Annotated in this window: 24 protein-coding genes and 2 pseudogenes; 12 read left to right on the top strand and 14 right to left on the bottom strand. The window is 69.7% G+C overall.

Annotated features, from left to right (window positions below; translation table 11 throughout):
• Window position 1: 1 nt before the first annotated feature.
• The 5 genes and pseudogenes from G6N50_RS14650 to sdhC form a co-directional block, all read right to left on the bottom strand.
• Window positions 2-622: pseudogene (locus G6N50_RS14650) on the bottom strand (carboxymuconolactone decarboxylase family protein); the annotation flags it as partial.
• Between the two features lie 95 nt (window positions 623-717).
• Complete coding sequence (locus tag G6N50_RS14645; RefSeq protein ID WP_083098808.1) at window positions 718-1,524, bottom strand: succinate dehydrogenase iron-sulfur subunit; 807 nt, start codon at window positions 1,522-1,524, stop codon at window positions 718-720.
• On the bottom strand, window positions 1,524-3,278 hold the full coding sequence (gene sdhA, locus G6N50_RS14640) for a succinate dehydrogenase flavoprotein subunit (RefSeq protein ID WP_083098806.1): 1,755 nt from the start codon (window positions 3,276-3,278) through the stop codon (window positions 1,524-1,526). The genes G6N50_RS14645 and sdhA overlap by 1 nt, the downstream gene beginning before the upstream one ends.
• Window positions 3,279-3,388: 110 nt before the next feature.
• On the bottom strand, window positions 3,389-3,859 hold the full coding sequence (locus G6N50_RS14635) for a succinate dehydrogenase hydrophobic membrane anchor subunit (protein WP_067831759.1): 471 nt from the start codon (window positions 3,857-3,859) through the stop codon (window positions 3,389-3,391).
• A complete protein-coding gene (gene sdhC, locus G6N50_RS14630) occupies window positions 3,856-4,194 on the bottom strand; it encodes a succinate dehydrogenase, cytochrome b556 subunit (RefSeq protein ID WP_232068988.1) in 339 nt (112 codons plus the stop codon). Before sdhC ends, G6N50_RS14635 begins: the two co-directional genes overlap by 4 nt.
• A 259-nt stretch (window positions 4,195-4,453) precedes the next feature.
• Here sdhC and G6N50_RS14625 point away from each other — a divergent pair, with 259 nt between their 5' ends.
• The 3 genes from G6N50_RS14625 to G6N50_RS14615 are packed head-to-tail and all read left to right on the top strand — an operon-like array spanning window position 4,454 to window position 7,223.
• Window positions 4,454-4,855 (top strand): cytidine deaminase, encoded by a 402-nt coding sequence (locus G6N50_RS14625; RefSeq protein WP_083098803.1) that lies wholly within the window; start codon window positions 4,454-4,456, stop codon window positions 4,853-4,855.
• Complete coding sequence (locus G6N50_RS14620) at window positions 4,855-6,138, top strand: thymidine phosphorylase (protein ID WP_083098801.1); 1,284 nt, start codon at window positions 4,855-4,857, stop codon at window positions 6,136-6,138. The genes G6N50_RS14625 and G6N50_RS14620 overlap by 1 nt, the downstream gene beginning before the upstream one ends.
• Window positions 6,135-7,223, top strand: a complete 1,089-nt coding sequence (locus G6N50_RS14615) for an adenosine deaminase (RefSeq protein ID WP_083098799.1) — start codon at window positions 6,135-6,137, stop codon at window positions 7,221-7,223. The genes G6N50_RS14620 and G6N50_RS14615 overlap by 4 nt, the downstream gene beginning before the upstream one ends.
• A 16-nt stretch (window positions 7,224-7,239) precedes the next feature.
• Here the strand turns inward: G6N50_RS14615 and G6N50_RS29725 are convergent, their stop codons facing one another.
• Window positions 7,240-7,362, bottom strand: coding sequence for a hypothetical protein (locus tag G6N50_RS29725; RefSeq protein WP_264028844.1), 123 nt, complete (start codon window positions 7,360-7,362; stop codon window positions 7,240-7,242).
• Window positions 7,363-7,410: 48 nt separating this feature from the next.
• On the bottom strand, window positions 7,411-8,121 hold the full coding sequence (locus G6N50_RS14610; protein WP_083098797.1) for a GntR family transcriptional regulator: 711 nt from the start codon (window positions 8,119-8,121) through the stop codon (window positions 7,411-7,413).
• Window positions 8,122-8,275: 154 nt separating this feature from the next.
• Between G6N50_RS14610 and G6N50_RS14605 the strand changes: the two genes are divergently transcribed.
• Both G6N50_RS14605 and G6N50_RS14600 read left to right on the top strand, forming a co-directional pair.
• Entirely contained in the window at window positions 8,276-9,310 is a 1,035-nt protein-coding gene (locus G6N50_RS14605) for a cupin domain-containing protein (protein WP_083098796.1), read from the top strand.
• A 54-nt stretch (window positions 9,311-9,364) separates the two neighbouring features.
• Complete coding sequence (locus tag G6N50_RS14600) at window positions 9,365-10,372, top strand: VWA domain-containing protein (RefSeq protein ID WP_083098848.1); 1,008 nt, start codon at window positions 9,365-9,367, stop codon at window positions 10,370-10,372.
• A gap of 4 nt (window positions 10,373-10,376) precedes the next feature.
• On the opposite strand, the gene G6N50_RS14595 is transcribed toward G6N50_RS14600, so the two are convergent.
• The 3 genes from G6N50_RS14595 to G6N50_RS14585 are packed head-to-tail and all read right to left on the bottom strand — an operon-like array spanning window position 10,377 to window position 13,614.
• Window positions 10,377-11,360 carry a VWA domain-containing protein gene (locus G6N50_RS14595; protein WP_083098794.1) on the bottom strand — a complete coding sequence of 328 codons (984 nt, stop codon included), beginning with the start codon at window positions 11,358-11,360 and terminating at the stop codon, window positions 10,377-10,379.
• Window positions 11,361-11,388: 28 nt separating this feature from the next.
• The gene (satS, locus tag G6N50_RS14590) at window positions 11,389-12,723 is read right to left on the bottom strand and encodes a protein export chaperone SatS (RefSeq protein WP_083098793.1); all 1,335 of its coding nucleotides are present in this window, start codon (window positions 12,721-12,723) and stop codon (window positions 11,389-11,391) included.
• Window positions 12,724-12,765: 42 nt separating this feature from the next.
• Window positions 12,766-13,614 carry an alkaline phosphatase family protein gene (locus G6N50_RS14585; RefSeq protein ID WP_083098846.1) on the bottom strand — a complete coding sequence of 283 codons (849 nt, stop codon included), beginning with the start codon at window positions 13,612-13,614 and terminating at the stop codon, window positions 12,766-12,768.
• Between the two features lie 146 nt (window positions 13,615-13,760).
• Between G6N50_RS14585 and upp the strand changes: the two are divergent.
• Window positions 13,761-14,378 (top strand): annotated as a pseudogene (gene upp, locus G6N50_RS14580) (uracil phosphoribosyltransferase); the annotation flags it as partial.
• Between the two features lie 7 nt (window positions 14,379-14,385).
• Here upp and G6N50_RS14575 read toward each other — a convergent pair.
• Window positions 14,386-15,966 carry a phospho-sugar mutase gene (locus G6N50_RS14575; protein WP_142275739.1) on the bottom strand — a complete coding sequence of 527 codons (1,581 nt, stop codon included), beginning with the start codon at window positions 15,964-15,966 and terminating at the stop codon, window positions 14,386-14,388.
• A gap of 4 nt (window positions 15,967-15,970) precedes the next feature.
• Entirely contained in the window at window positions 15,971-16,786 is an 816-nt protein-coding gene (locus G6N50_RS14570; protein ID WP_083098790.1) for a purine-nucleoside phosphorylase, read from the bottom strand.
• A 174-nt stretch (window positions 16,787-16,960) separates the two neighbouring features.
• Here G6N50_RS14570 and G6N50_RS14565 point away from each other — a divergent pair, with 174 nt between their 5' ends.
• The 3 genes from G6N50_RS14565 to G6N50_RS14555 are packed head-to-tail and all read left to right on the top strand — an operon-like array spanning window position 16,961 to window position 19,998.
• A complete protein-coding gene (locus G6N50_RS14565) occupies window positions 16,961-17,575 on the top strand; it encodes a cutinase family protein (protein ID WP_179970159.1) in 615 nt (204 codons plus the stop codon).
• A gap of 45 nt (window positions 17,576-17,620) precedes the next feature.
• Complete coding sequence (locus G6N50_RS14560) at window positions 17,621-18,823, top strand: M20 family metallopeptidase (RefSeq protein ID WP_083098787.1); 1,203 nt, start codon at window positions 17,621-17,623, stop codon at window positions 18,821-18,823.
• Window positions 18,820-19,998: an amidohydrolase gene (locus G6N50_RS14555; protein ID WP_083098785.1), complete on the top strand. Its 1,179-nt coding sequence runs from the start codon at window positions 18,820-18,822 to the stop codon at window positions 19,996-19,998. Before G6N50_RS14560 ends, G6N50_RS14555 begins: the two co-directional genes overlap by 4 nt.
• Window positions 19,999-20,008: 10 nt before the next feature.
• On the opposite strand, the gene G6N50_RS14550 is transcribed toward G6N50_RS14555, so the two are convergent.
• Together G6N50_RS14550 and G6N50_RS14545 are read right to left on the bottom strand one after the other, a co-directional pair.
• Window positions 20,009-20,827, bottom strand: a complete 819-nt coding sequence (locus tag G6N50_RS14550; protein WP_083098845.1) for an alpha/beta hydrolase — start codon at window positions 20,825-20,827, stop codon at window positions 20,009-20,011.
• 195 nt (window positions 20,828-21,022) lie between these two features.
• Window positions 21,023-21,502 (bottom strand): gamma-glutamylcyclotransferase, encoded by a 480-nt coding sequence (locus G6N50_RS14545; RefSeq protein WP_083098784.1) that lies wholly within the window; start codon window positions 21,500-21,502, stop codon window positions 21,023-21,025.
• Window positions 21,503-21,583: 81 nt separating this feature from the next.
• Between G6N50_RS14545 and G6N50_RS14540 the strand changes: the two genes are divergently transcribed.
• From G6N50_RS14540 to G6N50_RS14530, 3 genes are all read left to right on the top strand, one after another.
• Complete coding sequence (locus G6N50_RS14540; RefSeq protein ID WP_083098782.1) at window positions 21,584-22,999, top strand: NAD(P)H-quinone dehydrogenase; 1,416 nt, start codon at window positions 21,584-21,586, stop codon at window positions 22,997-22,999.
• Between the two features lie 66 nt (window positions 23,000-23,065).
• On the top strand, window positions 23,066-24,823 hold the full coding sequence (locus tag G6N50_RS14535; protein WP_083098780.1) for a glycerol-3-phosphate dehydrogenase/oxidase: 1,758 nt from the start codon (window positions 23,066-23,068) through the stop codon (window positions 24,821-24,823).
• Window positions 24,820-25,695: an RluA family pseudouridine synthase gene (locus tag G6N50_RS14530; RefSeq protein WP_083098779.1), complete on the top strand. Its 876-nt coding sequence runs from the start codon at window positions 24,820-24,822 to the stop codon at window positions 25,693-25,695. Before G6N50_RS14535 ends, G6N50_RS14530 begins: the two co-directional genes overlap by 4 nt.
• Window positions 25,696-25,734 lie beyond the last annotated feature (39 nt).

The raw sequence follows: 25,734 nt of genomic DNA, 5'->3' as shown, positions 1-25,734 counted from the left end.
GCTAGGTCGCCTCGGTCGCCCAGGGCACCCGGCAGGCGTCGCCGGAGTTGAAACCCTGCTCGGTGATGCCCAGCGCGGTGTTCATCCGCGCCCGCATGTTCTCCACACCGATCTGGTAGGTCAGCTCGATCACCCCGGCATCACCGAAGCGGGCCCGCAGGTCGGCGACCTGCTCGTCGGTCACGGTGTGCGGGTCGGTGGTCATCGCATCGGCATAGGCGATGGCGGCGCGCTCGTCGTCGGTGAATGCCGTTGAGGTGGCGTAATTGTCGATCTCCTTCAGGCGCGTGATGTCCAGGCCGTCCAGCCGCTGCAGCATGGACCCGAAGTCGACACACCACGAGCAGCCGACCGTGCGTGCGGTCCAGAGCACCGCGAGTTCGCGCACGCTGACCGGCAGGGTTTTCGACGCCCGGTCCAGCATGGTCTCGTGCAAGGCGCCGGCGATCATCAGCCCGCGATGGTGTGCGGCAACGGTGAACGGTTCGGGGACCTGGCCGTACCGCCGCTTGGCGATCCGGTACATGGCCCGGGCCAGCAATCCGGTGCGCTTGGGTGGCAGGGGCTCGATGCGGGTTTTCTGTGTCATATCCGTCAGACGAGGCAGGCCCGCGAAGTGTGACGGGCCTCGGGAACCAGCGCCTGCGCGTCACGCTGGTGTGACGCTCGGTGCTGAACGTCACCCTGGCGTGACGCTCGCGGCCGGAGGGGGCGCGCCTAGCGCGAGAACATGATCGCGCGCTTGACCTCTTGGATCGCCTTGGTGATCTGGATGCCGCGCGGACAGGCCTCGGTGCAGTTGAACGTGGTGCGGCAGCGCCACACGCCGTCGACCTCGTTGAGGATGTCCAGGCGCTCGGCGGCGGCCTCGTCGCGGCTGTCGAAGATGAAGCGATGCGCGTTGACGATCGCCGCCGGGCCGTAGTAACTGCCCTCGTGCCAGAAGATCGGGCAACTGGTGGTACACGCCGCGCACAGGATGCACTTGGTGGTGTCGTCGTAGCGGGCGCGGTCGGTCGGGCTCTGAATGCGTTCGCGGGTCGGCGGGTTGCCGGTGGTGATCAGGTACGGTTTCACCGCCCGGTAGGCGTCGAAGAACGGCTCCATGTCGACCACCAGGTCCTTCTCCACCGGCAGCCCACGGATCGGCTCGACCGTGATGGTCAGTGCCTTCCCCGGTTTCCCCTTCTTGCGCGCCGGCAGCAGGTCGCGCATCAGCACCTTGCACGCCAGCCGGTTGACGCCGTTGATGCGCATGGCGTCCGAGCCGCACACCCCGTGCGCGCAGGAGCGTCGGAAGGTCAGCGTCCCGTCCAGGTAGCTCTTGATGTAGATCAGCAGGTTGAGCATCCGGTCGCTGGGCAGACACGGCACCCGAAAGCTTTGCCAGCCACCGGTTTCCGCGTGGGCGTCGGGCTGGTCGGGATTGAACCGGGCGATCTTCACGGTCACCATGACCGCCTCGTCCGGAACCGGCGGCAGGGGTGGTTCCAGGCTGGTCTCGACGTCTGAATCGACAGCCATCAGTACTTGCGCTCCTTGGGTTCGTAGCGAGTCTGCACGACGGGCTTGAAGTCCAGCGTGATGTCGCTCAGCAGATCGGTGCCCTGCTTGTAGGCCATGGTGTGGCGCATGAAGTTGACGTCGTCGCGGTTGGGATAGTCCTCGCGGGCGTGGCCGCCGCGAGACTCCTTGCGATTCAACGCCCCGACGACGGTGACCTCGGCGAGCTCCAGCAGGAAGCCCAGTTCGATGGCCTCGAGCAGGTCGCTGTTGAACCGTTTCCCTTTGTCGTGCACGGTGATTCGGGCGTAGCGCTCCTTGAGCGCGTGGATGTCGGTGAGCGCCTGCTTGAGCGTCTCCTCGGTGCGGAACACGGCGGCATTGTTGTCCATCGACTGCTGCAACGCGTTGCGGATGTCGGCGACGCGCTCGTTGCCGTGCTCGCTCAAGATGTCGCCGACCCAGCCGACGACCATCGCCTCGGGCTGCGGCGGCATGTCCACGAAGTCGTGTCCCCGCGCGTAATTGGCCGCGGCGATGCCGGCGCGGCGGCCGAACACGTTGATGTCCAGCAGCGAATTGGTGCCCAGCCGGTTGGCCCCGTGCACCGACACGCATGCACACTCGCCGGCCGCATACAGCCCCGGCACTGTAGAAGTGTTGTCCCGCAACACCTGTCCGGTGACGGTGGTGGGGATGCCGCCCATCACGTAGTGGCAGGTCGGGTATACGGGGACCAGCTCGTGCACCGGGTCCACACCCAGATAGGTGCGGGCGAACTCGGTGATGTCGGGCAGCTTGGCCTCCAGCACGTCCTCGCCGAGGTGGCGGACGTCGATGTAGACGTAGTCCTTGTTGGGTCCGGCGCCGCGGCCCTCCAGGACCTCCAAAACCATGGAGCGGGCCACGATGTCGCGCGGTGCCAGGTCGACGATCGTCGGGGCATAACGCTCCATGAAGCGCTCGCCGTCGGCGTTGAGCAGCCGGCCGCCCTCACCGCGCACCGCCTCGGAGATCAGGATGCCCAGGCCAGCCAGGCCGGTGGGGTGGAACTGGTGAAACTCCATGTCCTCCAACGGAAGTCCCTTGCGGAAGACGATGCCGAGGCCGTCGCCGGTCAACGTGTGCGCGTTGGAGGTGGTCTTGTACATCCGGCCCGACCCGCCGGTGGCGAGCACGATCGCCTTGGCGTGGAAGACGTGGATGTCGCCGGTGGCCAGCTCGTAGGCGACCACGCCGGCGGCCACCGGCCCGCTGGGCGTCTGCGTCAAAACCAGGTCCAGCGCGTAGAACTCGTTGAAGAACTGCACGTCGTGCCGCACGCAGTTCTGGTACAGCGTCTGCAGGATCATGTGGCCGGTGCGGTCGGCGGCGTAGCAGGCCCGGCGCACCGGGGCCTTGCCGTGGTCGCGGGTGTGCCCGCCGAAGCGGCGCTGGTCGATGCGGCCCTCGGGGGTGCGGTTGAACGGCATCCCCATCTTCTCCAGGTCCAGCACCGCGTCGATGGCTTCCTTGCACATGATCTCCACGGCGTCCTGGTCGGCGAGGTAGTCGCCGCCCTTGACGGTGTCGAACGTGTGCCACTCCCAGTTGTCGTCCTCGACGTTGGCCAGCGCCGCGCACATGCCGCCCTGGGCGGCGCCGGTGTGGCTGCGGGTGGGGTAGAGCTTGGTCAGCACCGCCGTGCGAACCCGCGGCCCGGCCTCCACCGCGGCGCGCATGCCGGCCCCGCCGGCGCCGACGATCACCACGTCGTATCGGTGTTGGGAGATCACCTGCTCAGCCTCCGACGATGCAGAGCGAAGCGATGGGGAGGAGGTGGCGCAAACATGTCAGCCTCCGACGATGCAGAGCGAAGCGATGGGGAGGAGGTGGCGCAAACATGTCAGCCTCCGATATTCGGGTCGAATGTCAGCAGCACGTAGGTACCCAGCACCAGGGTGAACGCCATGGACAACAGCAGCAGGCTGTTGAGCCAGAACCGGGTGCTGTCCTTGCGGCTGTAGTCGTCGATGATGGTGCGCAGGCCGTTGCCGCCGTGCAGCTGCGCCAGCCACAGCAGCGCCAGGTCCCAGAACTGCCAGAACGGCGACGCCCAGCGCTGCGCCACGTAGTTGAAGTCGATGCGGTACACGCCGTCGTCCCACATCAGCATGATGAACAGGTGGCCGATCGCCAGCACGAACAACGCGATCCCGGAGAACCGCATGAACAGCCAGGCGAACTTCTCGAAGTTGGGGATGCCGGCCCGCCGCCGCGGCGAGCGGGGATTGTCCAGGCTGGCGGGCCGGTCGTGGCTGCGCTGCCGGACCGGCGCCACCTGGCCGCGTCCGAGCTGAAGGTCGGGACTGCTCATCGGAAGTGCCCCAGCATGTGGATGACCGTCACCACGCCGGCCGGGACCATCAGCAGCAGGAACACGACGCCGACGATCCAGAACATCAGCCGCTGGTGGCGCGGGCCCTCGGACCAGAAGTCGATCAGGATCACCCGGATCCCGTTCAGGCCGTGGAAGAGCACCGCGGCGACCAGGCCGTATTCCATCAGGCCGACGATCGGCATCTGGTAGTCGTGGATCACCGCGTTGTAGGTCTGCGGGCTGACCCGCAGCATCGCGGCGTCCAGGACGTGGACGAACAGGAAAAAGAAGATCGTCGCGCCGCTGATCCGGTGCAGCACCCACGACCACATGCCGGGGTCGCCCCGGTACAGCGTCCGTGGTGGCCTGCGTTTGCGCGATGGAGCCGATACCGGTGCCGCCGGATCCGCGGTCGTCGGTTGCGTCGTCACCCCAGTCCTCACCGCCTTCTTCCGACTTCAACGTCAGTCACGCCGGGCACTTGAGCTTATCTCGGTCGCGGCGCGGCCTGCGCCAATGTCCGTCAAGCGAAACGCCGTTTTGCGACTAGGGTGACTGTCGGAATCGGCCATGGGTGAGCGGGGTTTCGTTATGCCTGAGATCGACTGGAAAATGTTGCGGGACAAGGCAATCGAGGTGTCTGCGGGTGCCTATGCACCCTACTCGCGATTCCGGGTCGGGGCGGCCGCGCTGGTCGACGATCACCGCGTGGTCACCGGCTGCAATGTGGAGAACATCTCATATGGCCTTGGTCTCTGTGCCGAATGTGCGGTGGTGTGCGCCCTGCATTCCACCGGCGGCGGCCGCCTGGTGGCGCTGGCGTGCGTCGACGGGCGGGGCTCGGTGCTGATGCCGTGCGGGCGGTGCCGTCAGGTGCTGCTGGAACACGGCGGCCCGGAGCTGCTGATCGACCATCCGGGCGGGCCGCGCCGGCTCGGCGACCTGCTGCCGGACGCCTTCGGCCCCGACGATCTGGCCGCGGGGCGCGGCTGATGGCGCCCGCATTCGACGCGCCCACGGTGATCCGGACCAAGCGTGACGGCGGCCGGTTGTCCGACGCCGCCATCGACTGGATCGTCGGCGCCTACACCGACGGCCGGGTGGCCGAGGAACAGATGGCGGCGCTGCTGATGGCGATCCTGTTGCGCGGCATGGACCGCGGCGAGACCGCCCGGTGGACCGCGGCGATGCTGGCGTCGGGCGAGACGCTCGATTTCAGCGACCTGGGCGTGCCCACGGTGGACAAGCACTCCACCGGCGGGGTGGGCGACAAGATCACCCTGCCCCTGGTGCCGATCGTCGCGGCCTGCGGCGCGGCGGTGCCGCAGGCGTCGGGCCGCGGGCTCGGCCACACCGGCGGCACCCTGGACAAGTTGGAATCCATCGCCGGGTTCACCGCCGAGCTGTCCAGCCGGCGCGTGCGCGACCAGCTGCGCGAGGTCGGGGCGGCCATCTTCGCCGCCGGTGATCTGGCCCCGGCCGACGCCAAGCTGTATGCGCTGCGCGACATCACCGCCACCGTCGAGTCGCTGCCGCTGATCGCCAGCTCGGTGATGAGCAAGAAGCTGGCGGAGGGGGCCGGGGCGCTGGTGCTCGACGTGAAGGTGGGTTCCGGAGCGTTCATGGCCACGGAGGCGCAGAGCCGCGAACTGGCGCACACCATGGTCGAGCTGGGTGCGGCGCACGGGGTGCCCACCCGCGCGCTGTTGACGGACATGAACCGCCCGCTGGGCGCGACCGTCGGCAATGCGCTCGAGGTCGCAGAGTCGCTCGAGGTGCTGGCCGGCGGCGGGCCGCCCGACGTCGTCGAGCTGACGCTGCGGCTGGCCGAAGAGATGCTCGAGCTCGCCGGCGTCGACGACCGCGACCCCGCCGACACCTTGCGCGACGGCACCGCTATGGACCGGTTTCGCCGGCTCGTCGCGGCCCAGGGCGGTGATCTGTCGGTGCCGTTGCCGATCGCTGGGCATGCCGAGACCGTGAACGCGCCCCGGGGCGGCACAATGGGCGATATCGACGCGATGGCAGTGGGGCTGGGGGCATGGCGGCTCGGTGCGGGCAGGTCCCGTCCGGCCGAACGGGTGCAGTCGGGCGCCGGTATCCGGATCCACCGCCGCCCCGGCGAACCGGTCACGGCCGGTGAGCCGTTGTTCACCCTTTACACCGAAACCCCGGAGCGCTTCGGCGCTGCGCTCGCCGAGCTGGACGGCGGGTGGAGCGTCGACGACGAACCACCGGCTTCCCGGCCGCTGATCATCGATCGGATCGCGACATGACCGCACCGCTGGGGCTGGAGCAGATCAGAAAGGCCCCCAAGGCCCTGCTGCACGATCACCTCGACGGCGGCCTGCGCCCGTCGACCGTGCTGGACATCGCCGGGCAGATCGGCTACGACGGGCTGCCCGCCACCGACATCGACGAGCTGGCGACGTGGTTTCGCACCCGTTCGCACAGCGGCTCGCTGGAGCGCTACCTGGAGCCGTTCTCGCACACCGTGGCGGTGATGCAGACACCCGAGGCGCTGCACCGGGTCGCGTACGAGTGCGTGGAGGATCTGGCCGAGGACTCGGTGGTCTACGCCGAGATCCGGTTCGCTCCCGAGCTGCACATCGACCGGGGGCTGTCCTTCGATGCGATCGTCGACGCCGTGCTGGCCGGTTTCGCCGACGGCGAGAAGGCATGTGCGGCAGCGGGACGCCCGATCGTGGTGCGCCTGTTGGTGACCGCCATGCGGCACGCGGCGGTGTCCCGGGAGATCGCCGAGCTGGCAATCCGGTTCCGGGACAAGGGAGTTGTCGGATTCGATATCGCCGGCGCCGAGGCGGGCAACCCGCCGACCCGCCACCTGGATGCCTTCGAGTACATGCGAGACCACAACGCGCGCTTCACCATTCATGCCGGCGAGGCGTTCGGGCTGCCGTCTATCCATGAGGCGATCGCCTTCTGCGGCGCGGATCGGCTGGGCCACGGCGTGCGCATCGTCGACGACATCGACGTGCTGGTCGACGGACGGGTCCGGCTGGGCCAACAGGCATCGATCCTGCGGGACAAGCGGATTCCACTGGAACTGTGTCCCAGTTCCAACGTGCAGACCGGCGCGGTCAAGAGCATCGCCGAGCATCCGTTCGATCTGCTGGCCCGCACCCGCTTCCGGGTGACCGTCAACACCGACAACCGGCTGATGAGCGACACCTTCATGAGTCGCGAAATGCACCGATTGGTCGAGGCTTTCGGCTACGGGTGGAGTGACCTCGAGCGGTTCACCATCAACGCGATGAAGTCCGCGTTCATCCCGTTCGACGAGCGGCTGGCGATCATCGACGAGGTGATCAAGCCGCGCTATGCCGTGCTGATCGGCTAGGCCGGACGGCTCCTCGCTAGATGTGTCCCGGCATCCCGATGGAGGGGTCCGGCGGCGGTGCCATGGGCGGCGGCGGGGCGATCGGCGGTGCCGGTGGCGGCGGGGCGTCGCGGACTCCCGCATAGATCGTCCAGGCCATCGTGCCCCCTCATGTCCGGACCCGGCACGGCTTCCCCCGGGCTATCGATCAGTCTGCGCCATGAGCGCCAAATCCGGTAGCCCAGAACGGGTCCGGCTGCACGGAGAGTCCCATGGCCCGCACCGTGCTGGCCAGGTGGGTCTGCACCGCCCGCAGGACGCGCGGTAAGTCGCCGTCGCGCAACGCTTCCGCGATGCCCCGGTGTTCCGCCAGGATCGTCGCCACCCGATCGGGTTCGCGCAGCGCCGATTCCCCGATCATCCGCATCTGGCGGTCGCGCAACATCGAATAGAAACTCGCCAGGATGGCGTTGCCCGACTCCTCCAGCGTGATCGCGTGGAAGGCGCGGTCAGACTCCAAAAACTCCCGCCAGTCGGCGGCCGCCGCGGCGTCGCGCTGCCGCCGCAGTTCGTCCGATTGCCGTTCGAAGACCGCGGCACAGACGGCCGGGCCGCGGCCGACCACCTTGCCGGCCGCGAACTGCTCGAGGACCAGCCGTGCCTCCATCACCGCCCGCACCTCGTCGGGTGAGACCGGGACCACCAGGGCGCCGCGCTGCGGGTAGAGCCGCAGCAGCCCGTCGGCCTCCAGCCGCAGGAACGCTTCGCGCACCGGGGTGCGCGACATCCCCAGTGCGGCGGCGACGTCGCCCTCGCTGATCAGCTCGCCGCCGGGGAACTCGCCGGTGAGCACCTGGGTCTTGACGTAGTCCAGCGCGCGGTCCTTGGCCGTGCCCGGCCGGGGGTCCCTTGCTGCCATCGCACCTCGCTCTTGTAGCTAAGTCGTATCTCAAGCGTGGTGAAGACCGTACACCCTGGGTCCTACCTGCGGAGATTGACATTCCCGGCACTGAGATACAAGATAAATACTATTCAGATACGAGACACATCCGAGCGGCAGAGGGAGACCCGAGATGCCCACCACCCAGCAGCTGGTGACGCCCAACCTGGATCCGACGATCCCGGCACCGATGATCAATGTGGCCGAGTTCGGGTTCGAGGGCCGTTTCGAGGAGTGGGCGCAGCAGGCTGAGTACTTCGAGTACTCCAAGGCGGCCAACCCGATTGGGTCCGGGCACGTCCCGCCGGTTCCGGTGAAGCGATTCGATCCCGAGATCTACCTCGACGCGCCGACCGGCGTGATCCCGCTGGATCTGTCCGGGGAGCTCGGCATCGGCATCGGCACCGGCGCGGCGACCAGCCCGGCGCTGTTGGCCAACTTCATCAGCATCCGCGCCAAAGAGCAGGTCGACACCAGCCCCAACGCCACCTCGCAGCTGTACTACGTGCTTTACGGGCGCGGTTTCGCGGCGGTCAACGGCCGGCTGATCGAGTGGGAGAAGGGCGATTTCGTGACGCTGCCCGCCGGCAGCCATTCCGTGTTCTACGCCGCCACCGACACGGCCATTTACTGGGTGCACGACGAGCCGCTGATGCGCTACCTGGGCGCCGAGGCGACCCAGCCGCGCTTTGCGGCGACCAAGTTCCGCCGCGCCGACGCGGTGGCCAAGCTGGAGCAGATCGCGTCGCGCCCCGGCGCGAACGACAAGAGCCGGGTCAGCGTGCTGCTGGCCAATGCCAACCAGGAGCAGACGCTGACCATCACCCACGTGCTGTGGGCCATGTTCGGCGTGCTGCCGCCCAACCAGGTGCAGCGCCCGCACCGGCACCAGTCGGTCGCGCTGGATCTCATCCTGGATGCGCCGGAGTCCGGCTGCTACACGCTGCTGGGCACCCGACTCGACGAGCGCGGCGACATCATCGATCCCACCCGGGTGGACTGGCGGGCCGGTTGTGCGTTCACCACGCCGCCGGGCATGTGGCACGCCCACTACAACGAGACCGATCAGCCCGCCCACCTGATCCCCGTCCAGGACGCCGGGCTGCAGACGCACCTGCGCAGCCTGGACATCAAGTTCACCCAGCGTCGCGATCTCGTCGCCGGCTAATCCCCGGGCGGCGGCCCATGCACCGCCCCCGGTCGGCGCATAGTGTGGCTGGACATGAAGGTGCCCCTGCTGGGACCGGTGTCGCTCACGGGTTTCCAGAACGCCTGGTTCTTCCTGGTCCTGCTGATCGTGCTGCTGGTGATCGGCCTCTACGTGGTGCAGCAATTCGCCCGTCGTCGTCGCGTGCTGCGGTTCGCGAACATGGAGGTGCTCGAGCGCGTCGCGCCGCCGCGGCCCAGCAAGTGGCGGCACGTCCCGACCATCCTGCTCGCCACCTCGCTGGTGCTGCTGACCACCGCGATGGCCGGGCCGACGTCGGACGTGCGAATTCCGCTCAACCGCGCGGTCGTGATGTTGGTGATCGACGTGTCGGAGTCGATGGCCTCCAACGATGTGCCACCCAACCGCCTCGCCGCGGCCAAGGAGGCCGGCAAGCAATTCGCCGACCAGCTGACCCCGGCGATCAACCTGGGGCTGGTCGAGTTCGCGGCCAACGCCACGCTGCTGGTTCCACCGACGACCAACCGCGGCGCGGTGAAAGCGGGCATCGACAGCCTGCAGCCGGCCCCGAAAACCGCCACGGGAGAAGGCCTTTTCACCGCGCTGCAGGCGATCGCGACGGTCGGCTCGGTGATGGGTGGCGGCGACGGGCCGCCGCCGGCGCGGATCGTGCTGGAATCCGACGGTGCCGAGAACGTCCCGCTGGACCCCAACGCGCCGCAGGGGGCGTTCACCGCGGCCCGGGCCGCCAAGGCCGAGGGCGTGCAGATCTCGACGATCTCGTTCGGCACCCCGTACGGCACCGTCGACTACGAGGGCGCCACCATCCCGGTTCCGGTGGACGACCAGACGCTGCAGAAGATCTGCGAGATCACCGACGGCCAGGCGTTCCACGCGGACAGCCTGGAATCGCTGAAGGACGTGTACTCGACGCTGCAGCGCCAGATCGGCTACGAAACCGTGAAGGGCGACGCGAGTCTGGCCTGGATGCTGCTCGGCGCCTTCGCCATGGCCGGTGCCATCCTGGCCGGTCTGCTGCTGAACCGCAGGCTGCCCGCCTGAGTCCTCAGCTGGGCAGGCGCCGGTTGATCAGCAGTGCCAGCGCGGTCGCGATCAGGGCGGTCAGCACGCCGAGGCGCAGCCAGCCGGAGCTGCCCGGGCCCGGCACCGTGCGGTAGCCGATCTCGTTCTCGATGGCGTTATAGCTCTTCTCAAGCTCGCCGAGGTTGGTGGCGGTGTAGGACTGCCCGCCGGACAGCTTGGCGACCATCTTCATCTGGTCCGTCGACACCGGGACGGCGATGCGCTGCCCGTCCATCTCGATCTCGCCGCCCTTGGTGCCGAACGAGATCGTCGAGATGGGCACGCCCTCGTCCTTGGCCAGCCGCGCCGCGGTGTAGACGCCGTCGTGCGGATCGCTGGGATTGGAGGGCTTGTTCTCGCCGCCGTCGGACAGCAGCACGATGCGGGCCGGCGGGGGAGTGTCGCCGCCGGCGACCCCGGTGGCGCTGACCGCGTGCAGGGCGGTGAAGATCGCTTCGCCGGTGGCCGTGCTGTCGGCGAAATCCAGCTTCTTCAGCGCGTCGATGGTCGCCTGGTGTTGCGGGGTCGGCGGCACCAGCAGATAGGGCGTGCCGGCGAAGCCGACCAGCCCGAGGTTGATGCCGGGCGTGAGCTGGCCGGCGAACTGGGTGGCGGCCTGTTCGGCGGCCTTGAGCCGGTTGGGCTCGACGTCGGTCGCCCGCATGGACTGCGACATATCGATCACCAGCATGATGACGGCGCGGTTGCGCGGGATGCGCATGTCGTGGGTGGGGGTGGCCAGCGCAATGGTCAACAGCGCCAGGCAGAGCAGCGACACGGCGATCGGGAGGTGCCGCCACGGCGACTGCGCGACGGGAGTGTCGGTGTAGCGGTGCAGCCGTCGGCGGCGGCGCGCCTGGACCAGGACGTAGACGGCCAGCAGGGCCAGCGGCACCAGCCCGAACAACAGCAGGCCGGGACGCTGGAACCCGTACAGCGGTAACGGGCCGATACCGGGAAGCGACACGCCACCCAACCTATCCCGTTACACGCAGCTATTCGCGGCGGAGCCGTCCGTCGACGAAGTGCTCCAGTTTCTCCCACTCGCGAACCGCCGCGGCGTACGGCGGCGACGGCTTGGTCACCGAGTCGGGCTCGAGCACGGCGGCCACTAACTTGCCCAGCGGACGGCCGGTCTCGAGCGCCTTGTCGACGGTGCTCTCCTCGGAGTAGTCGCCGATGTCGCGAAGCACCTCGACGGCCAGCTCCAGCTGCTCGCGATCCACCGCGTCCGGCCCGTCGGCCAGGTCGTCGGCCAGCCCGCTGAGCACGTAGATGTTGTCGTCAGTGATTTCGACCGCCAGCGAGCCGTCGGTTGCCGCTGTGCGGATGTCGTCGTAGGTGCTCAGGTCGGCCAGGTCGTGGTCGTGCTCGTCGGCCAGGTAGCGGGCCAGCGCGCGCTCGGAGGTGAAGACGCTGATGCGGCCGTTGCGGCCCAGGAAGATCGGCTGGTCGTCCAGGTAGCAGCGCAGCGTGTAGAAGGTGCCGGAACTCGTGATGATCCGGATCGGGTCGATGCCCACCTGCAGCCAGAAGTCCTTGTCGCTGCCCAGCACCACGGTGTCCCCGGTCGCCCGGGCTGGGGCGTCGTCGGTGTCCTCGTCTTCGGTGTCCTCGGCGTCGGCATCCTCGTCGGCCTCGGCGTCGGCCTCGGTGGCCTCGGCGTCGGCCTCTGTGTCCTCGGCGGCGTCTGTGTCCTCGGCGGCGTCCTCGTCGGCCTCGTCTTCGGCGCGCTCCTCGGCCAGCTCGTCGGCGGCCTTGTCCGACAGCTTGGCGTCGACCTCGGGGATGGTGACGATGTCGTCGATCGCGCCCAGCACGTCGTCCCAGCTGCGCCCGATCACCTCGGCGATCGCGTTCCAGCGTTTGGCGCCGGCCTTGCCGGTGAAGTGCTCGATCCCGCCGGACACGGTGCCCAGGCTGGGGTTGCCGTTGAAGAACTTCGACACCGCGGCCAGCTCGCACACCGAGCCGATGGACGACACGATGGCCAGCGTGCCGGCCAGCGCGGACACCGACTCCTCGGTGGGCTTCTCCGCCACCAGCTCCTCGACGGCGACCAGGTCGTACTGCTTGTCCTCGGCGGGCTCGAAGGCGTGCGCGTGCGCCGCCCGCAGCTCCTTCCACGCCGGGTGGTCGACCAGGTCGTGGTCGTCGTCGGAACGCACGAACGCGACCAGATCGGCCACCGAGGCGAACGCGAACAGGTCCTCGTCCTTGCCCAGGAACGCCTCCCACTCGTCGCCGGAGTCGCGCCAGCGGGGTGCCCACACCGTGTAGCGGTCACCGTCGGACAGGCTCAGGCGGATGGGCACGAGGTCAGCAACCATGCGGCACACAATAGCGACGGCCGCGGCATGCGCCCGGAGTGGCTAGCCCCAGATATCGGTGATCGGCGGCGCGCTCGCCGCGTATCCGGTCTTGGGCAGCCCATACATCTGCTCCACCGTGGAAAGCAGGTTGTAGTGGTTGATCTGTTCGCTGTAGCTGCCGGGACGGACGTGGGCGCCGTAGAACACCGTGGGGATCTGGTTGCGGCTGCCTCCAACATTGGAATTGTCGTCCTCGTCGAACGTCACGATCAGCAGGCTGTTGTTGGCCACCGCCCAATTGGCGTATCCGGACATCTCGCGGTTCAGCCAGGCGTCGGCCTGCGCGATCGACCCGTCGTGCATGTTGTCGTCGTTGTTGGGGATGACGAACGACACGGTCGGCAGGCTGGCGTAGTTGCCCATCGGGAACGCCGAGAACGGCAGCGAGTTCGCGGCCGGCACGTTGGTGAAGTTGGCCCAGGGCACATGCTTGCGCGCGTATTTGCCCGCGCTGCAGACCGGTGAGCCGACCGCCGGCAGGCCCTCGGCGTAGCCGACGAATGTGTAGCCCGCGGCGAGCAATTCGGAACCGAGGTTCGGCGCGGCGCCGCCGTTGATCGGGCACAGGTCCTTGGTCACCCCGAATGTGTTGCCCGCGAACAGCGCCAGGTAATTCGGTTCGCTCGGATGGGTTTCGGCGAACGACTGGGTCATATTGGCGCCGCCCGCGGCCAGCGAGGTGATGAAGGGCGCCGACTTGTTGCCGATGATCCCGTTTTCCGAGCGGTTCTCCTCGACCACGATCACGATGTGCGCGGGTTGCGGAATGGCCGCTGCCGCAAAGCCTATGCGCGGGGTCAACGGGCTGGCCGCCAGCGCCACCAACGCGCACGCGCCCAGGGCCCGCAGGCTTCGATACGCCCCGCCGATCAGCCTTGGCCGAACTCGAAATTCGCGCAACACGCCCGGAGTATACGAACGGGCGTAGGGGTTTTCCGGGACGGACGCGAGCGTGTCAGAACGGCTTTGCCCGATCGTTATATACCCTCGACGCCATGGAAGTGAGCGTCCTCGACCACCCGTTTGCCGCGGCCCGGCTGACGGTGCTACGTGACGAACACACCGACACCGCCGGCTTTCGCGCCGCGCTGCGCGAGCTCACCCTGATGCTGGTCTACGAAGCCGGCCGCGACGCGCCGCGAAAGTCGGTGCGCATCCGCACCCCGGTCGCGGCGGCTGCCGGGACGCGCTTGGTCAAACCCCCGCTGCTGGTGCCGCTGCTGCGGGCCGGGCTGGGCATGGTCGACGCCGCGCACGCCGCGATACCGGAGGCGGAGGTGGGATTCGTCGGTGTCGCCCGCGACGAGGAAACCCACGCGCCGGTCCCGTATCTGGAGGCGCTGCCCGCCAGGCTGGCGGGCAGGCCGGTGATCATCCTCGACCCCATGCTGGCCACCGGCGGGTCGATGACGTACACCATCGGGCTGTTGCAGCGCCGCGGCGCAACCGATATCACCGTGCTCTGCGTGGTGGCCGCTCCGAAAGGCCTTGCGGCGGTGGAGAAAGCGGCACCGAACGCGCGGGTCTTCACCGCCGCGGTCGACAAGGGCCTGAACAAGTCGGCTTATATCGTGCCGGGCCTCGGCGACGCCGGTGACCGCCAATTCGGGCCCAACCTGTTCACCAGCTCCGCACCGCAGCCACCAGCTCCTCGCGCAGGGCGCGGGCGCGCCGCCGCGCCGCGCCCAGGTCGGCGTCGACCGCGCAGCGAATCTCCAAGTAGCACTTCAGCTTCGGCTCGGTCCCGGAAGGCCGCACCACCAGCCTGATCGACGTGTCGTCGTCGCCGGCGGTGAAGATCAGCGCGTCGGTGATATCGGTGAGTTTCGCGGTGTGGCCGGCCAGCGTTCTCGGTGGGGACGCCCGGAACCGCCGCATCAGTTCGACGGCCTCGCCGGTGTCGGCGACCCGGCGCGACACCGCGGCGACGTCGTGCACCCCGTACCGCCGGGCCAGTTCGTCGAGCAGGTCTGGGACCGAGCGACCTTGCTGTTTGGCCGCGGCCACCAGGTCGCACACCAGCACCGCGGCGCTGATGCCGTCCTTGTCGCGCACGGCCGCGGGGTCGACGCAGTGCCCGATCGCCTCCTCGTAGGCGTAGACCAGGGTGCCGCCGGGCACTTCCGCGTCGGCGCGGGCCAGCCATTTGAAGCCGGTGAGGGTTTCGACGTGGACGGCGCCGTAGCGCGCGGCGATGGCCGCCAGCATCCGCGACGACACCACCGTGCTGGCCACCACCGGGGTTTCGGTCCGGGTCGATGACAGTATGTAATCGCCCAGCAGCCAACCGGTTTCGTCACCCGACAGCATCCGCCATCGCGGCCCGTCCTTGACGCCGACGGCACATCGGTCGGCGTCGGGATCCAGCGCGATCGCCACGTCGGCGTCGGAGTCCGCGGCCAGGGCCAGCAGCGCGTCGGTGGCGCCGGGCTCCTCGGGGTTGGGGAACGCCACCGTGGGAAAGTCCGGGTCCGGTGCGAATTGGATTCCGACGGAATGCACTTCGGTGAACCCCGCCCGGTGCAATGTCTCGACGGCCACCGCGCCGCCCACCCCGTGCATCACGGTCAGCGCCACCCGCACCGAACCGGTACCGCGTCGCAACCCCGCCGCCCGCTCGATGTAGCGCTCGACCAGATCGGCCCCCGCGGGTTCCACCGGGGTTCTGCCGATCTGATCGGCCGGCGGTGCGGCGGCCATCGCGGCCTCGATCTCGCGGTCGGTGGGGGACACGATCTGGATGCCGCCGTCGAGGTACACCTTGTAGCCGTTGTCGGCGGGCGGGTTGTGCGATGCGGTGATCTGGATCCCGGCCGGTGCGCCAGTGTGCCGCACCGCGAACGCCACCACCGGAGTGGGCACCGGGCCCGGCAGGAGAGCCACGGAAAACCCTTGCGCGGCAATCACTTCGGCGGCGACCGTGGCGAACACCGCCGAGCCGTGCCGGGCGTCGCGTCCCACGATCACCGACGAGCCCTGCAGGCCGCGGCGGATCAGCACCTGTGCCAACGCCCAGGTGGCCCGCGACACCACCGCCACGTTCATGGCGTCGGGGCCGCCGCGCACCGGGCCGCGCAGTCCGGCCGTGCCGAACGTCAGGGGCCGGGCGAACCGCGCGGCGAGTTCCTCGGGGGCGCACGCGGCGAGCTCGGCGGCCGTCTTCGGGTCGGGATCGTGGGCGATCCACTCCTCGGGCGTCATGGCCCTAGAACCGGGGCAGCTGGGAAAGGATCAGGGCCAGCAGCGCGCCCATCCGGGTGGCCGCCGCGGCCCCGGCGGCCAGCACCTCGGCATGGCTCAGCGGTGCGCCGCCGATCCCGGCGGCCAGGTTGGTCACCAGCGACACCCCCAGCACCTCGGCGCCGGCCGCCCGGGCCGCGATGGTCTCGTGCACCGTCGACATGCCGACCAGATCGGCGCCCAGCGTGCGCAGCATCCGGATCTCGGCGGGCGTCTCGTAGTGCGGGCCGGGCAGGCCGGCGTAGACGCCCTCGGTCAGCGTGGGGTCGGCCCGGCGGGCGAGCTCGCGCAGCCGCGGGGAGTACGCGTCGGTCAGGTCCACGAATTGCGGGCCTACCAGGGGGGACCGGGCGGTCAGGTTCAGATGGTCGCTGATCAGCACGGGTTCACCGACGGTCAGGTCCGGACGCAGCCCGCCCGCCGCGTTGGTGAGCACGACTGCCCGCACGCCGGCCGCGCAGGCTGCCCGCACCGCGTGCACGACGTGACACAGGTCGTGGCCCTCGTAGGCGTGGATGCGCCCGACCAGCACCAGCACCCGGTGCGCGCCGATGCGCATCGACAGCAGCTCGCCGGTGTGCCCGACCGCGGTCGGCGGGCAGAACCCGGGCAGCTCCGCCTGCGGCAGCACCGCGGTGGGCGTACCGAGCGCGGCGACCGCCGGCGGCCAGCCCGATCCGAGCACGATGGCGACGTCATGCTCGGCGATTCCGGTGCGTTCGGCGATCACCTCCGCCGCCCGGCGTGCGAGGTCGCCTGGGTCGGACGGGGTTTCGGTCACAGTGCGGGAGCCTAGCCGCGCGACGGCGAGCGCCGGTAGCGGCGCGAGTGAGGAGCGGGGCCATCGAACCTAGCGCTGCGGTGCTTGTCCCCGGTATATGTCAGGATCTGCCGTATGAATCTTCGTAGGTGGCCGGGGGTTGGCCCGGTCATGGGAGTAGCCGCCGCCGTTGTGCTGTCGGTGGTTTCGATCACATTCGGCCCGGCTCCGTCGGCGAGAGCGGACTGCCCGGACGTACAACTCATCTTCGCTCGCGGCACCGCCGAGCCGCCCGGCCTGGGGGTCGTCGGCGACGCGCTGTTCGCCGCGCTGCAACCCGCGCTGGGGTCGCGCAGCGTCGACTCCTACGCGGTGAACTATCCGGCCAGCTACAACTTTTTGACCACCGCCGACGGCGCCAACGACGCGCGCGACCACATCGCGCAGATGGTCGACCAGTGCCCGTCGACGCGGCTGGTGCTGGGCGGCTTCTCGCAGGGCGCCGCCGCCGTGTCGATGCTCGCCGGGGTGCCGCCGGTCGGCCAACGCATCGGCAACCTCGGGTCGGCACCCGCGCTGGATCCCGCACTGGCCAACAAGATCAAGGCCGTCGCGGTGTTCGGCAACCCGGGCAACCGCTTCAACACGCCCCTGTCGTCGACGGGCGCGTTCAGCGGTCGCGCCATCGACCTGTGCAGCGAGGGCGACCCGGTCTGCGTCGTCGGCGGCCGCGACCGGGATGCGCACCACGACTACGCCGCGCCGCCCTATCCCGGCCAGGCGGCGGGATTCATCGCCGGGCTGGTGTAGCCAGCGGCGTTGGGTCCTGAAGGCATACTGCGACATACTGCGAGAGTGCCCACGACCCCGTTAGACAGCCCGTCCGACAGCGTTGAGGACGTCGTGCGGCGACGTGGTGCCGACCTTGTCGAGCTGTCCCACGCCATCCATGCCGAGCCCGAGCTGGCCTTCGCCGAGCACCGCAGCTGCGCCAAGGCACAGGCACTGGTCGCCGAGCGCGGCTTCGAGATCACCGCGGCCGCCGGCGGTCTGGACACCGCCTTTCGGGCCGACTTCGGCGGCGGGCCGCTGACCATCGGGATCTGCGCCGAATACGACGCGCTGCCCGAGATCGGCCACGCCTGCGGCCACAACATCATCGCGGCGGCGGCGGTGGGCACCGCGCTGGCCCTGGCCGAGGTGGCCGACGACCTGGGCCTGCGGGTGGCGCTGATCGGCACCCCAGCCGAGGAGATGGGCGGCGGCAAGGCGTTGTTGCTGAAGGCCGGGGTGTTCGACGACATCGCCGCGGCGGTGATGCTGCATCCCGGGCCCGCCGACATCGCCGCGGCCCGCTCGCTGGCACTGTCCGAGGCGACCGTGAGCTACCGCGGCAAGGAATCCCACGCCGCCGTCGCGCCGCACCTCGGCGTCAACGCCCTCGACGCGGTGACCGTGGCGCAGGTGGCCATCGGCTTGCTGCGCCAGCAACTGGCGCCCGGGCAGTTGGTGCACGGGATCGTCACCGACGGCGGACAGGCGGTCAACGTCATCCCCGGGCGCGCCGCGCTGCAGTACGCCATGCGGGCGGTCGAATCGGATTCGCTGCGCGAGCTGGAAGGCAGGATGTACGCCTGCTTCGCCGCGGGCGCGCTGGCCACCGGCTGCGAATACGACATCGCCAACCCCGCGCCCCCGTATGACGAACTGCGGCCCGACGAGTGGCTCGCCGACGTCTTCCGCGACGAGATGTGCCGGCTAGGCCGCGAGCCGGTGGCCCGCGAGGTCGAGGCGGTGCTGCCCATGGGCAGCACCGACATGGGCAACGTGACGCACGTGCTGCCGGGGATCCATCCGATCGTCGGGGTCGACGCCGGCGGCGCCACGGTGCACCAGCGCGCCTTCGCCGCCGCCGCCGCGGGCCCCAGCGCCGACCGCGCGGTCGTCGAGGGCGCGATCATGCTGGCCCGCACGGTGGTTCAGCTGGCCCAGACGCCCGCCCAGCGCGACCGGGTGATGGACGCGCGGGAGCGCAGACGCGGCGGGGCGCCATCATGAGCCTGGCCGACGCCACCGATTCCTGGCTGGCCACCCATCACGAAGACCTGGTGGAATGGCGCCGCCACATTCACCGCTATCCCGAATTGGGCCGCCAGGAGTACGCCACCACCCAGTTCGTCGCCGAGCGGCTGGCCGAGGCCGGGCTCAACCCGAAGGTGCTGCCCGGCGGAACCGGACTGGTCTGCGACGTGGGCCCCGAGCACGAGCCCAGGATCGCCCTGCGGGCCGACATAGACGCCCTGCCGATGGCCGAGCGCACCGGTGCCCCGTATGCCTCGAACATGCCGAACGTGGCGCACGCCTGCGGTCATGACGCGCACACCGCGATCCTGCTGGGCACCGCGCTGGTGCTGGCGTCGGTTCCGGAGCTACCGGTCGGGGTGCGGCTGATCTTCCAGGCCGCCGAGGAGTTGATGCCCGGCGGGGCGATCGACGCCATCGCCGCGGGCGCGATCACCGGGGTATCGCGTATCTTCGCCCTGCACTGCGACCCCCGGCTGGAAGTCGGCAAGATCGCGGTACGGCACGGCCCCATCACCTCGGCCGCCGACCAGATAGAGATCACGCTGTACTCGCCCGGCGGACACACGTCACGCCCGCACCTGACCGCCGACCTGGTGTACGGGCTCGGCACGCTGATCACCGGCCTGCCCGGGGTGTTGTCGCGGCGCATCGACCCGCGCAACGGCACCGTGCTGGTGTGGGGCGCGGTCAACGCCGGCGTGGCCGCCAACGCCATCCCGCAGAGCGGCGTGCTGGCCGGCACGGTGCGCACCGCCAGCCGGCAGACCTGGGTGGGGATGGAGGAGATCATCCGCGAGACGGTGACCGGGCTGCTGGCGCCGCTGGCCATCGAACACACGCTGCAATACCGGCGCGGCGTGCCGCCGGTGGTAAACGAGGACGTCTCGACGCGCATCCTCACCCACGCGATCGAATCCCTCGGCCCCGACGCGCTGGCCGACACCCGCCAGTCCGGGGGCGGCGAGGACTTCTCCTGGTACCTGGAGGAGATTCCCGGCGCGATGGCGCGGCTGGGCGTGTGGCCCGGCGTGGGACCCCAGCTGGACCTGCACCAGCCGACGTTCAACCTCGACGAGCGGGCGCTGCCGATCGGGGTGCGGGTGATGACCGGCATCGTCGAGCAGTCGGCGGTGTTCGGGCCTTCCTAGGCGCCCGGGATCAGGCGCTGGTGGCGCGGACGACGTGTTCGGCGATATGGGCGTACATGCGCCGGGTGACGTCGCCGGCCTGGCTCATGATGTTGTAGCCGTGGTCGACGCCGGCCACCTCGTGGTACTCCGCCAACGCACCGACCGCATCCAGCTTCCGCGCGTAGCTGCGGGCTTCGTCGCGCAGCCGATCGTGCTCGGCCGTAATCACCAGCGCGGCCGCGATGCCGGCGATGTCGTCGGCGTTGCCGTCCCAGGCGGGAGAGGCCAGGCGGTCGCGCCGCTGCGCCCGCTGGGGTATGTAGGCGGTGTCGAAAACCTCGCCCATCCACGGCTTCATAATCGCGCGGCGGCCAAGGGTGGACGGCTTATCGCGGGTGGGAGTGACCAGGTCCAGCGGCGCGTAGTGCAGCACCTGCAGCGCGATTCCGGGGCCGCCGTTCTCCAGCGCGAGCCGGGCCGCCGCGGCGCTGAGGTTGCCGCCGGCGCTTTGGCCGCCGACGCAGAGTCGCGTGCCGTCCCAGTCGCGGCCGGGGCCGGCCGCCCAGCACACGACGTCGTAAATCTGGTGTACCGCGATGGGAAAGCGGTGCCGCGGTGCCAGGGCATAGTCGGGGTTGATCACCAGCACTCCCGCGTGGGCGGCCAGGTAACGGCACCATGGGTCGTCTTGTTCGGGGTGCCCGACCACGAACCCGCCGCCGTGCACGTTGACGTAGACGGGCGGGTTGGCCGCCGTCGGCGGGTGGTAGACGGTCGCGGAAATCGGGCCATGGCGGGTCGGGATCGCGATCTCGGAGGTTCGGCCCGCGATCCCCGGGAAGCGCACGGCGGCCTTGGGGGCAGGCTTGATCGCGGCGGCGAATGTACGCGCCAGCGCGTCGGCGACCGGCGTCATAGACAGGATGGACAGCCGATTTTCCTTCCGTGGGCGGCGGCCCCGAATCGGGGCTCGCGCATCATCGGTCTGTCTGTTTACCGTCCCGATCGCCGGCAGGCGAATGAATTATGGTGAGGCCCGGGGTCAGGCGCTGGTACCCGGCCCGATGTTGCTGGCCGGGCGGGTCCGCAGCCAATGCACGTATTCGATTGGGGCTCCGGCGATTTCGGCGGCGTCGGCCATAACGCCCAGGTACCGCGCGGACGGCATGCCGCCTTCCCAGGCGTCCAGGACGTACAGCCACGCCAGGACCGGGTCGGTGTCGGTGTCCGACGAGATGCGCTCCACCCGGCAGCGGATCTTCTTGTGCACGCCGAACTCCGAGCCCTCCCAGCGGTCCAGGTTGTTCTCGTCCGCCGGTGTCATGTCGTAGAGGACGACGAACACCTTCGAATCCGGGTCCTCGACGACGGTGGCCAGCGCGCCTTCCCAGCCGATGTCCTCGCCGCCGAAGGTCAACCGCCACCCGTGCAACCAGCCGGTTCCGGCCATCGGCGAATGGGGCGCGCGTTTCTGCATCTGCTCGGGATCCATATTCGACCCGTACGCGGCGTAGAGCGGCACGGGGAAAGCTTAGACGTCCGATGCTGGCCGGTCTTCCCCCGAGCGTTCGCAGGGCCCCCGCCGCTTCGTTAAGTTGGGCCTGTGGCGACCCGCATCGTGATCCTCGGTGGCGGCCCGGCCGGTTACGAAGCCGCGCTGGTGGCCGCCACCTCGCACCCCGACACCACCCATGTCACCGTCATTGACTCCGACGGCATCGGCGGGGCCGCCGTGCTCGCTGACTGCGTGCCGTCCAAGACGTTCATCGCCTCGACCTGGCTGCGCACCGAACTGCGCCGGGCGCCGCGGCTGGGCTTCGAGATCGACATCGACGACGCCAAGATCTCGCTGCCGCAGATCCACGCCCGGGTCAAGCAGCTCGCCACCGAGCAGTCCGCCGACATCACCGAACAGCTGCTCGGCGTGGGCGTGCACGTGGTGGCCGGCCGCGGCGAGCTGATCGACCCCACTCCCGGGCTGGCGTGTCACCGCATCAAGGCCACCGCCGCCGACGGCACGACCGGCGAGTACGAGGCCGACGTCGTGCTGATCGCCACCGGCGCCAGCCCCCGGGTGCTGCCGTCGGCCCCGCCCGACGGCGAGCGGATCCTGACCTGGCGACAGCTCTACAACCTCGAGGCGCTGCCCGAGCACCTCATCGTGGTCGGGTCCGGGGTCACCGGTGCCGAATTCGTGCACGCCTACACCGAATTGGGCGTGCCGGTGACCGTGGTCGCCAGCCGGGACCGGGTGCTGCCCTACGAGGACGCCGACGCCGCCCTGGTGCTGGAGGAGGCGTTCTCCGAGCGCGGCGTCCAGCTGGTCAAGAACGCCCGCGCGCAGTCGGTCACCCGCACCGGCGACGGCGTGCTGGTCACCCTGGCCGACGGGCGCACGGTCGAGGGCAGCCACGCCCTGATGACCATCGGGTCGGTCCCCAACACCGGCGGCCTGGGCCTGGACCGGGTCGGCATCGAGCCGGGCCGCGGCGGCTACCTGACCGTGGACCGGGTGTCGCGCACCTCGGTGGCCGGCATCTACGCCGCCGGTGACTGCACCGGCCTGCTGCCGTTGGCCTCGGTCGCCGCGATGCAGGGCCGGATCGCGATGTATCACGCGCTGGGCGAGGGCGTCAGCCCGATCCGGCTGCGCACGGTGGCGGCGACGGTGTTCACCAGGCCCGAGATCGCCGCCGTCGGGGTTCCGCAGACCATGATCGACGACGGTTCGGTGTCGGCCCGCACGATCGTGCTGCCGTTGCGCACCAACGCGCGGGCGAAGATGTCGGGGCTGCGGCAGGGTTTCGTGAAGGTGTTCTGCCGGAAGTCCACCGGCGTGGTGATCGGCGGCGTGGTGGTGGCCCCGATCGCCTCCGAGCTGATCCTGCCGATCGCCGTGGCCGTGCAGAACCGGATCACCGTCAACGAGCTGGCGCAGACCCTCGCCGTTTACCCGTCGCTGTCCGGGTCGATCACCGAGGCCGCTCGTCGGCTGATGGCCCACGACGATCTGGACTAGCCTTGGTTCGACACCGTCCTACTGGCGAGTAACCGACAGGAGTTTCCCGGTGAGGAGTCCTCTGCCGTGAGCAACCCCATCCAGGCGCCCCAAAGCGCACAGACCTGGGCGGCTTCCACATTGGGACCTCAGCAGCGCGGGTTGGCGTGGGAGCGACTCGGTGCCGAGCAGTTCGACGTCGTCGTCATCGGCGGCGGCGTGGTGGGTTCCGGGTGCGCGCTGGACGCCGCCACCCGGGGGCTCAAGGTGGCCCTGGTGGAGGCGCGCGATTTCGCGTCGGGCACGTCGAGCCGCTCGTCGAAGATGTTCCACGGCGGGTTGCGCTATCTCGAGCAGCTGGAATTCGGGCTGGTGCGCGAGGCGCTCTACGAGCGGGAGCTGTCGCTGACCACGCTGGCGCCCCATCTGGTCAAGCCGATGCCGTTCTTGTTTCCGCTGACCAATCGGGTGTGGGAGCGTCCCTACGTCGCCGCGGGCATCTTCCTTTACGACCGGATGGGCGGCGCGAAATCGGTTCCGGCGCAGAAGCATCTGACCCGCGCCGGCGCGTTGCGGCTGAGCCCGGGCCTCAAGCGCAGCGCGTTGATCGGCGGTATCCGTTACTACGACACCGTCGTCGACGACGCCCGGCACACCATGACCGTCGCCCGCACCGCGGCCCACTACGGCGCGGTGGTGCGGACCTCCACCCAGGTGGTGGCGATGCTGCGCGAGGGCGACCGGGTGACCGGCGTGCGGGTCCGCGACTCCGAGAACGGCGCCGTCACCGAAGTGCGCGGCCACGTCGTCGTCAATGCGACCGGGGTGTGGACCGACGAGATCCAGGCGTTGTCGAAGCAGCGCGGGCGATTTCAGGTGCGCGCGTCCAAGGGCGTGCACGTGGTGGTGCCGCGCGACCGCATTGTCAGCGACGTCGCCCTCATCCTGCGCACCGCGAAGTCGGTGATGTTCGTCATCCCGTGGGGCACCCACTGGATCATCGGCACCACCGACACCGACTGGAATCTGGACCTGGCCCACCCGGCGGCCACCAAGGCCGACATCGACTACATCCTGCAGACGGTCAACACGGTGCTGGCCATCCCGCTGACGCATGCCGACATCGACGGGGTGTACGCGGGGCTGCGGCCGCTGCTGGCCGGGGAGAGCGAGGAAACCTCCAAGCTGTCCCGCGAGCATGCCGTGGCGGTGCCCGCGCCGGGCCTGGTGGCCATCGCCGGCGGCAAGTACACCACCTATCGGGTGATGGCCGCCGACGCGATCGACGCTGCGGCCCAATTCATTCCGGCGCGGGTGGCACCGTCGATCACCGAGAAGGTCAGCCTGCTGGGCGCCGACGGCTACTTCGCGCTGGTCAATCAGGCGGAACACGTTGCGGCGCTTCAGGGTTTGCATCCGTACCGGGTGCGGCACCTGCTGGACCGCTACGGCTCGCTGATCGGCGACGTGCTGGGCCTGGCGGCCGGTAACGCCGACCTGCTCAGCCCGATCAAGGAGGCGCCGGGCTACCTCAAGGTGGAGGCCCTCTACGCCGTCACCGCCGAGGGGGCGCTGCACCTGGAAGACATCCTGGCCCGCCGGATGCGCGTCTCCATCGAGTATTCGCACCGCGGCGTCGACTGCGCCCGCGAGGTTGCCGACGTGGTCGCCCCCGTGCTCGGCTGGACGACGCAGGACGTCGAGCGGGAGGTGGCGAACTACTGCGCGCGGGTGGAGGCCGAGATCCTGTCGCAGGCCCAGCCCGACGACGTGTCGGCCGACGAGTTGCGGGCGAGCGCCCCGGAGGCGCGCGCCGAGATCCTCGAGCCGGTGCCGCTCAGTTGAGGCCCGCGCCGCTTCCGGTTCGCGATGGCTTGGGGCCCGCACGGGTGCGGCTGCGGGGCGGGCCGGTGCTGGCCGAACTCACCGCCCGGTTCGGCGCGCAGGCCCGCGCCAAGGTGCTGGCCGGAGAGGTCGTCGGCGCCGACGGCGCGGTAATCGACGCCGGCACAGTGCTTCCCGCCGGCGCGAGCGTCTATCTCTATCGCGAGCTGCCGGACGAGGTGCCGGTCCCGTTCGACATTCCGGTGCTGCATCGCGACGCCGACATCGTGGTCGTCGACAAACCGCACTTTTTGGCCACCATGCCGCGCGGGCGTCACGTCGCGCAGACCGCGCTGGTGCGGCTGCGGCGGGAATTGGGAATCCCGGAGCTGAGCCCGGCGCATCGGCTCGACCGGCTGACCGCCGGGGTGCTGCTGTTCACCGCGCGGCGCGAGGTGCGCGGCGCCTACCAGACCCTGTTCGCCCGCGGATTGGTGCGCAAGACCTATCTGGCCCGGGCCGCCGTCGACCCGGCGCTGGAGTTGCCTCGGGCGGTGCAGAGCCGAATCATCAAGCGCCGCGGTCACTTACAGGCCGTCTGCGAACCGGGTCCGCCCAACGCCGAAACCCTGGTCGAACTCCTGGCGCCGGACGGTCTGTACCAGCTCACGCCGCGCACCGGACGCACCCACCAGTTGCGCCTGCACATGTCCTCGCTGGGCATACCGATCGAGGGTGACCCGTTGTACCCCAACATCATTGATGTCGCGGCCGACGACTTCAGCACGCCGCTGCAACTGTTGGCGCACCGCATCGAGTTCGACGATCCGGTGACCGGTGCCCACCGCGAATTCGTCAGCCGGCGCGCCGGCCTGACCCGAGACGTCGGCTAGGGCCGGATGGACGCAGATTGAGGACTCAGGTCACTAGCT

The sequence above is a fragment of the Mycobacterium mantenii genome (assembly GCF_010731775.1).
In the GTDB taxonomy this organism is placed as follows: domain Bacteria; phylum Actinomycetota; class Actinomycetes; order Mycobacteriales; family Mycobacteriaceae; genus Mycobacterium; species Mycobacterium mantenii.
This window is presented reverse-complemented; position numbering and strand designations above follow the sequence as displayed.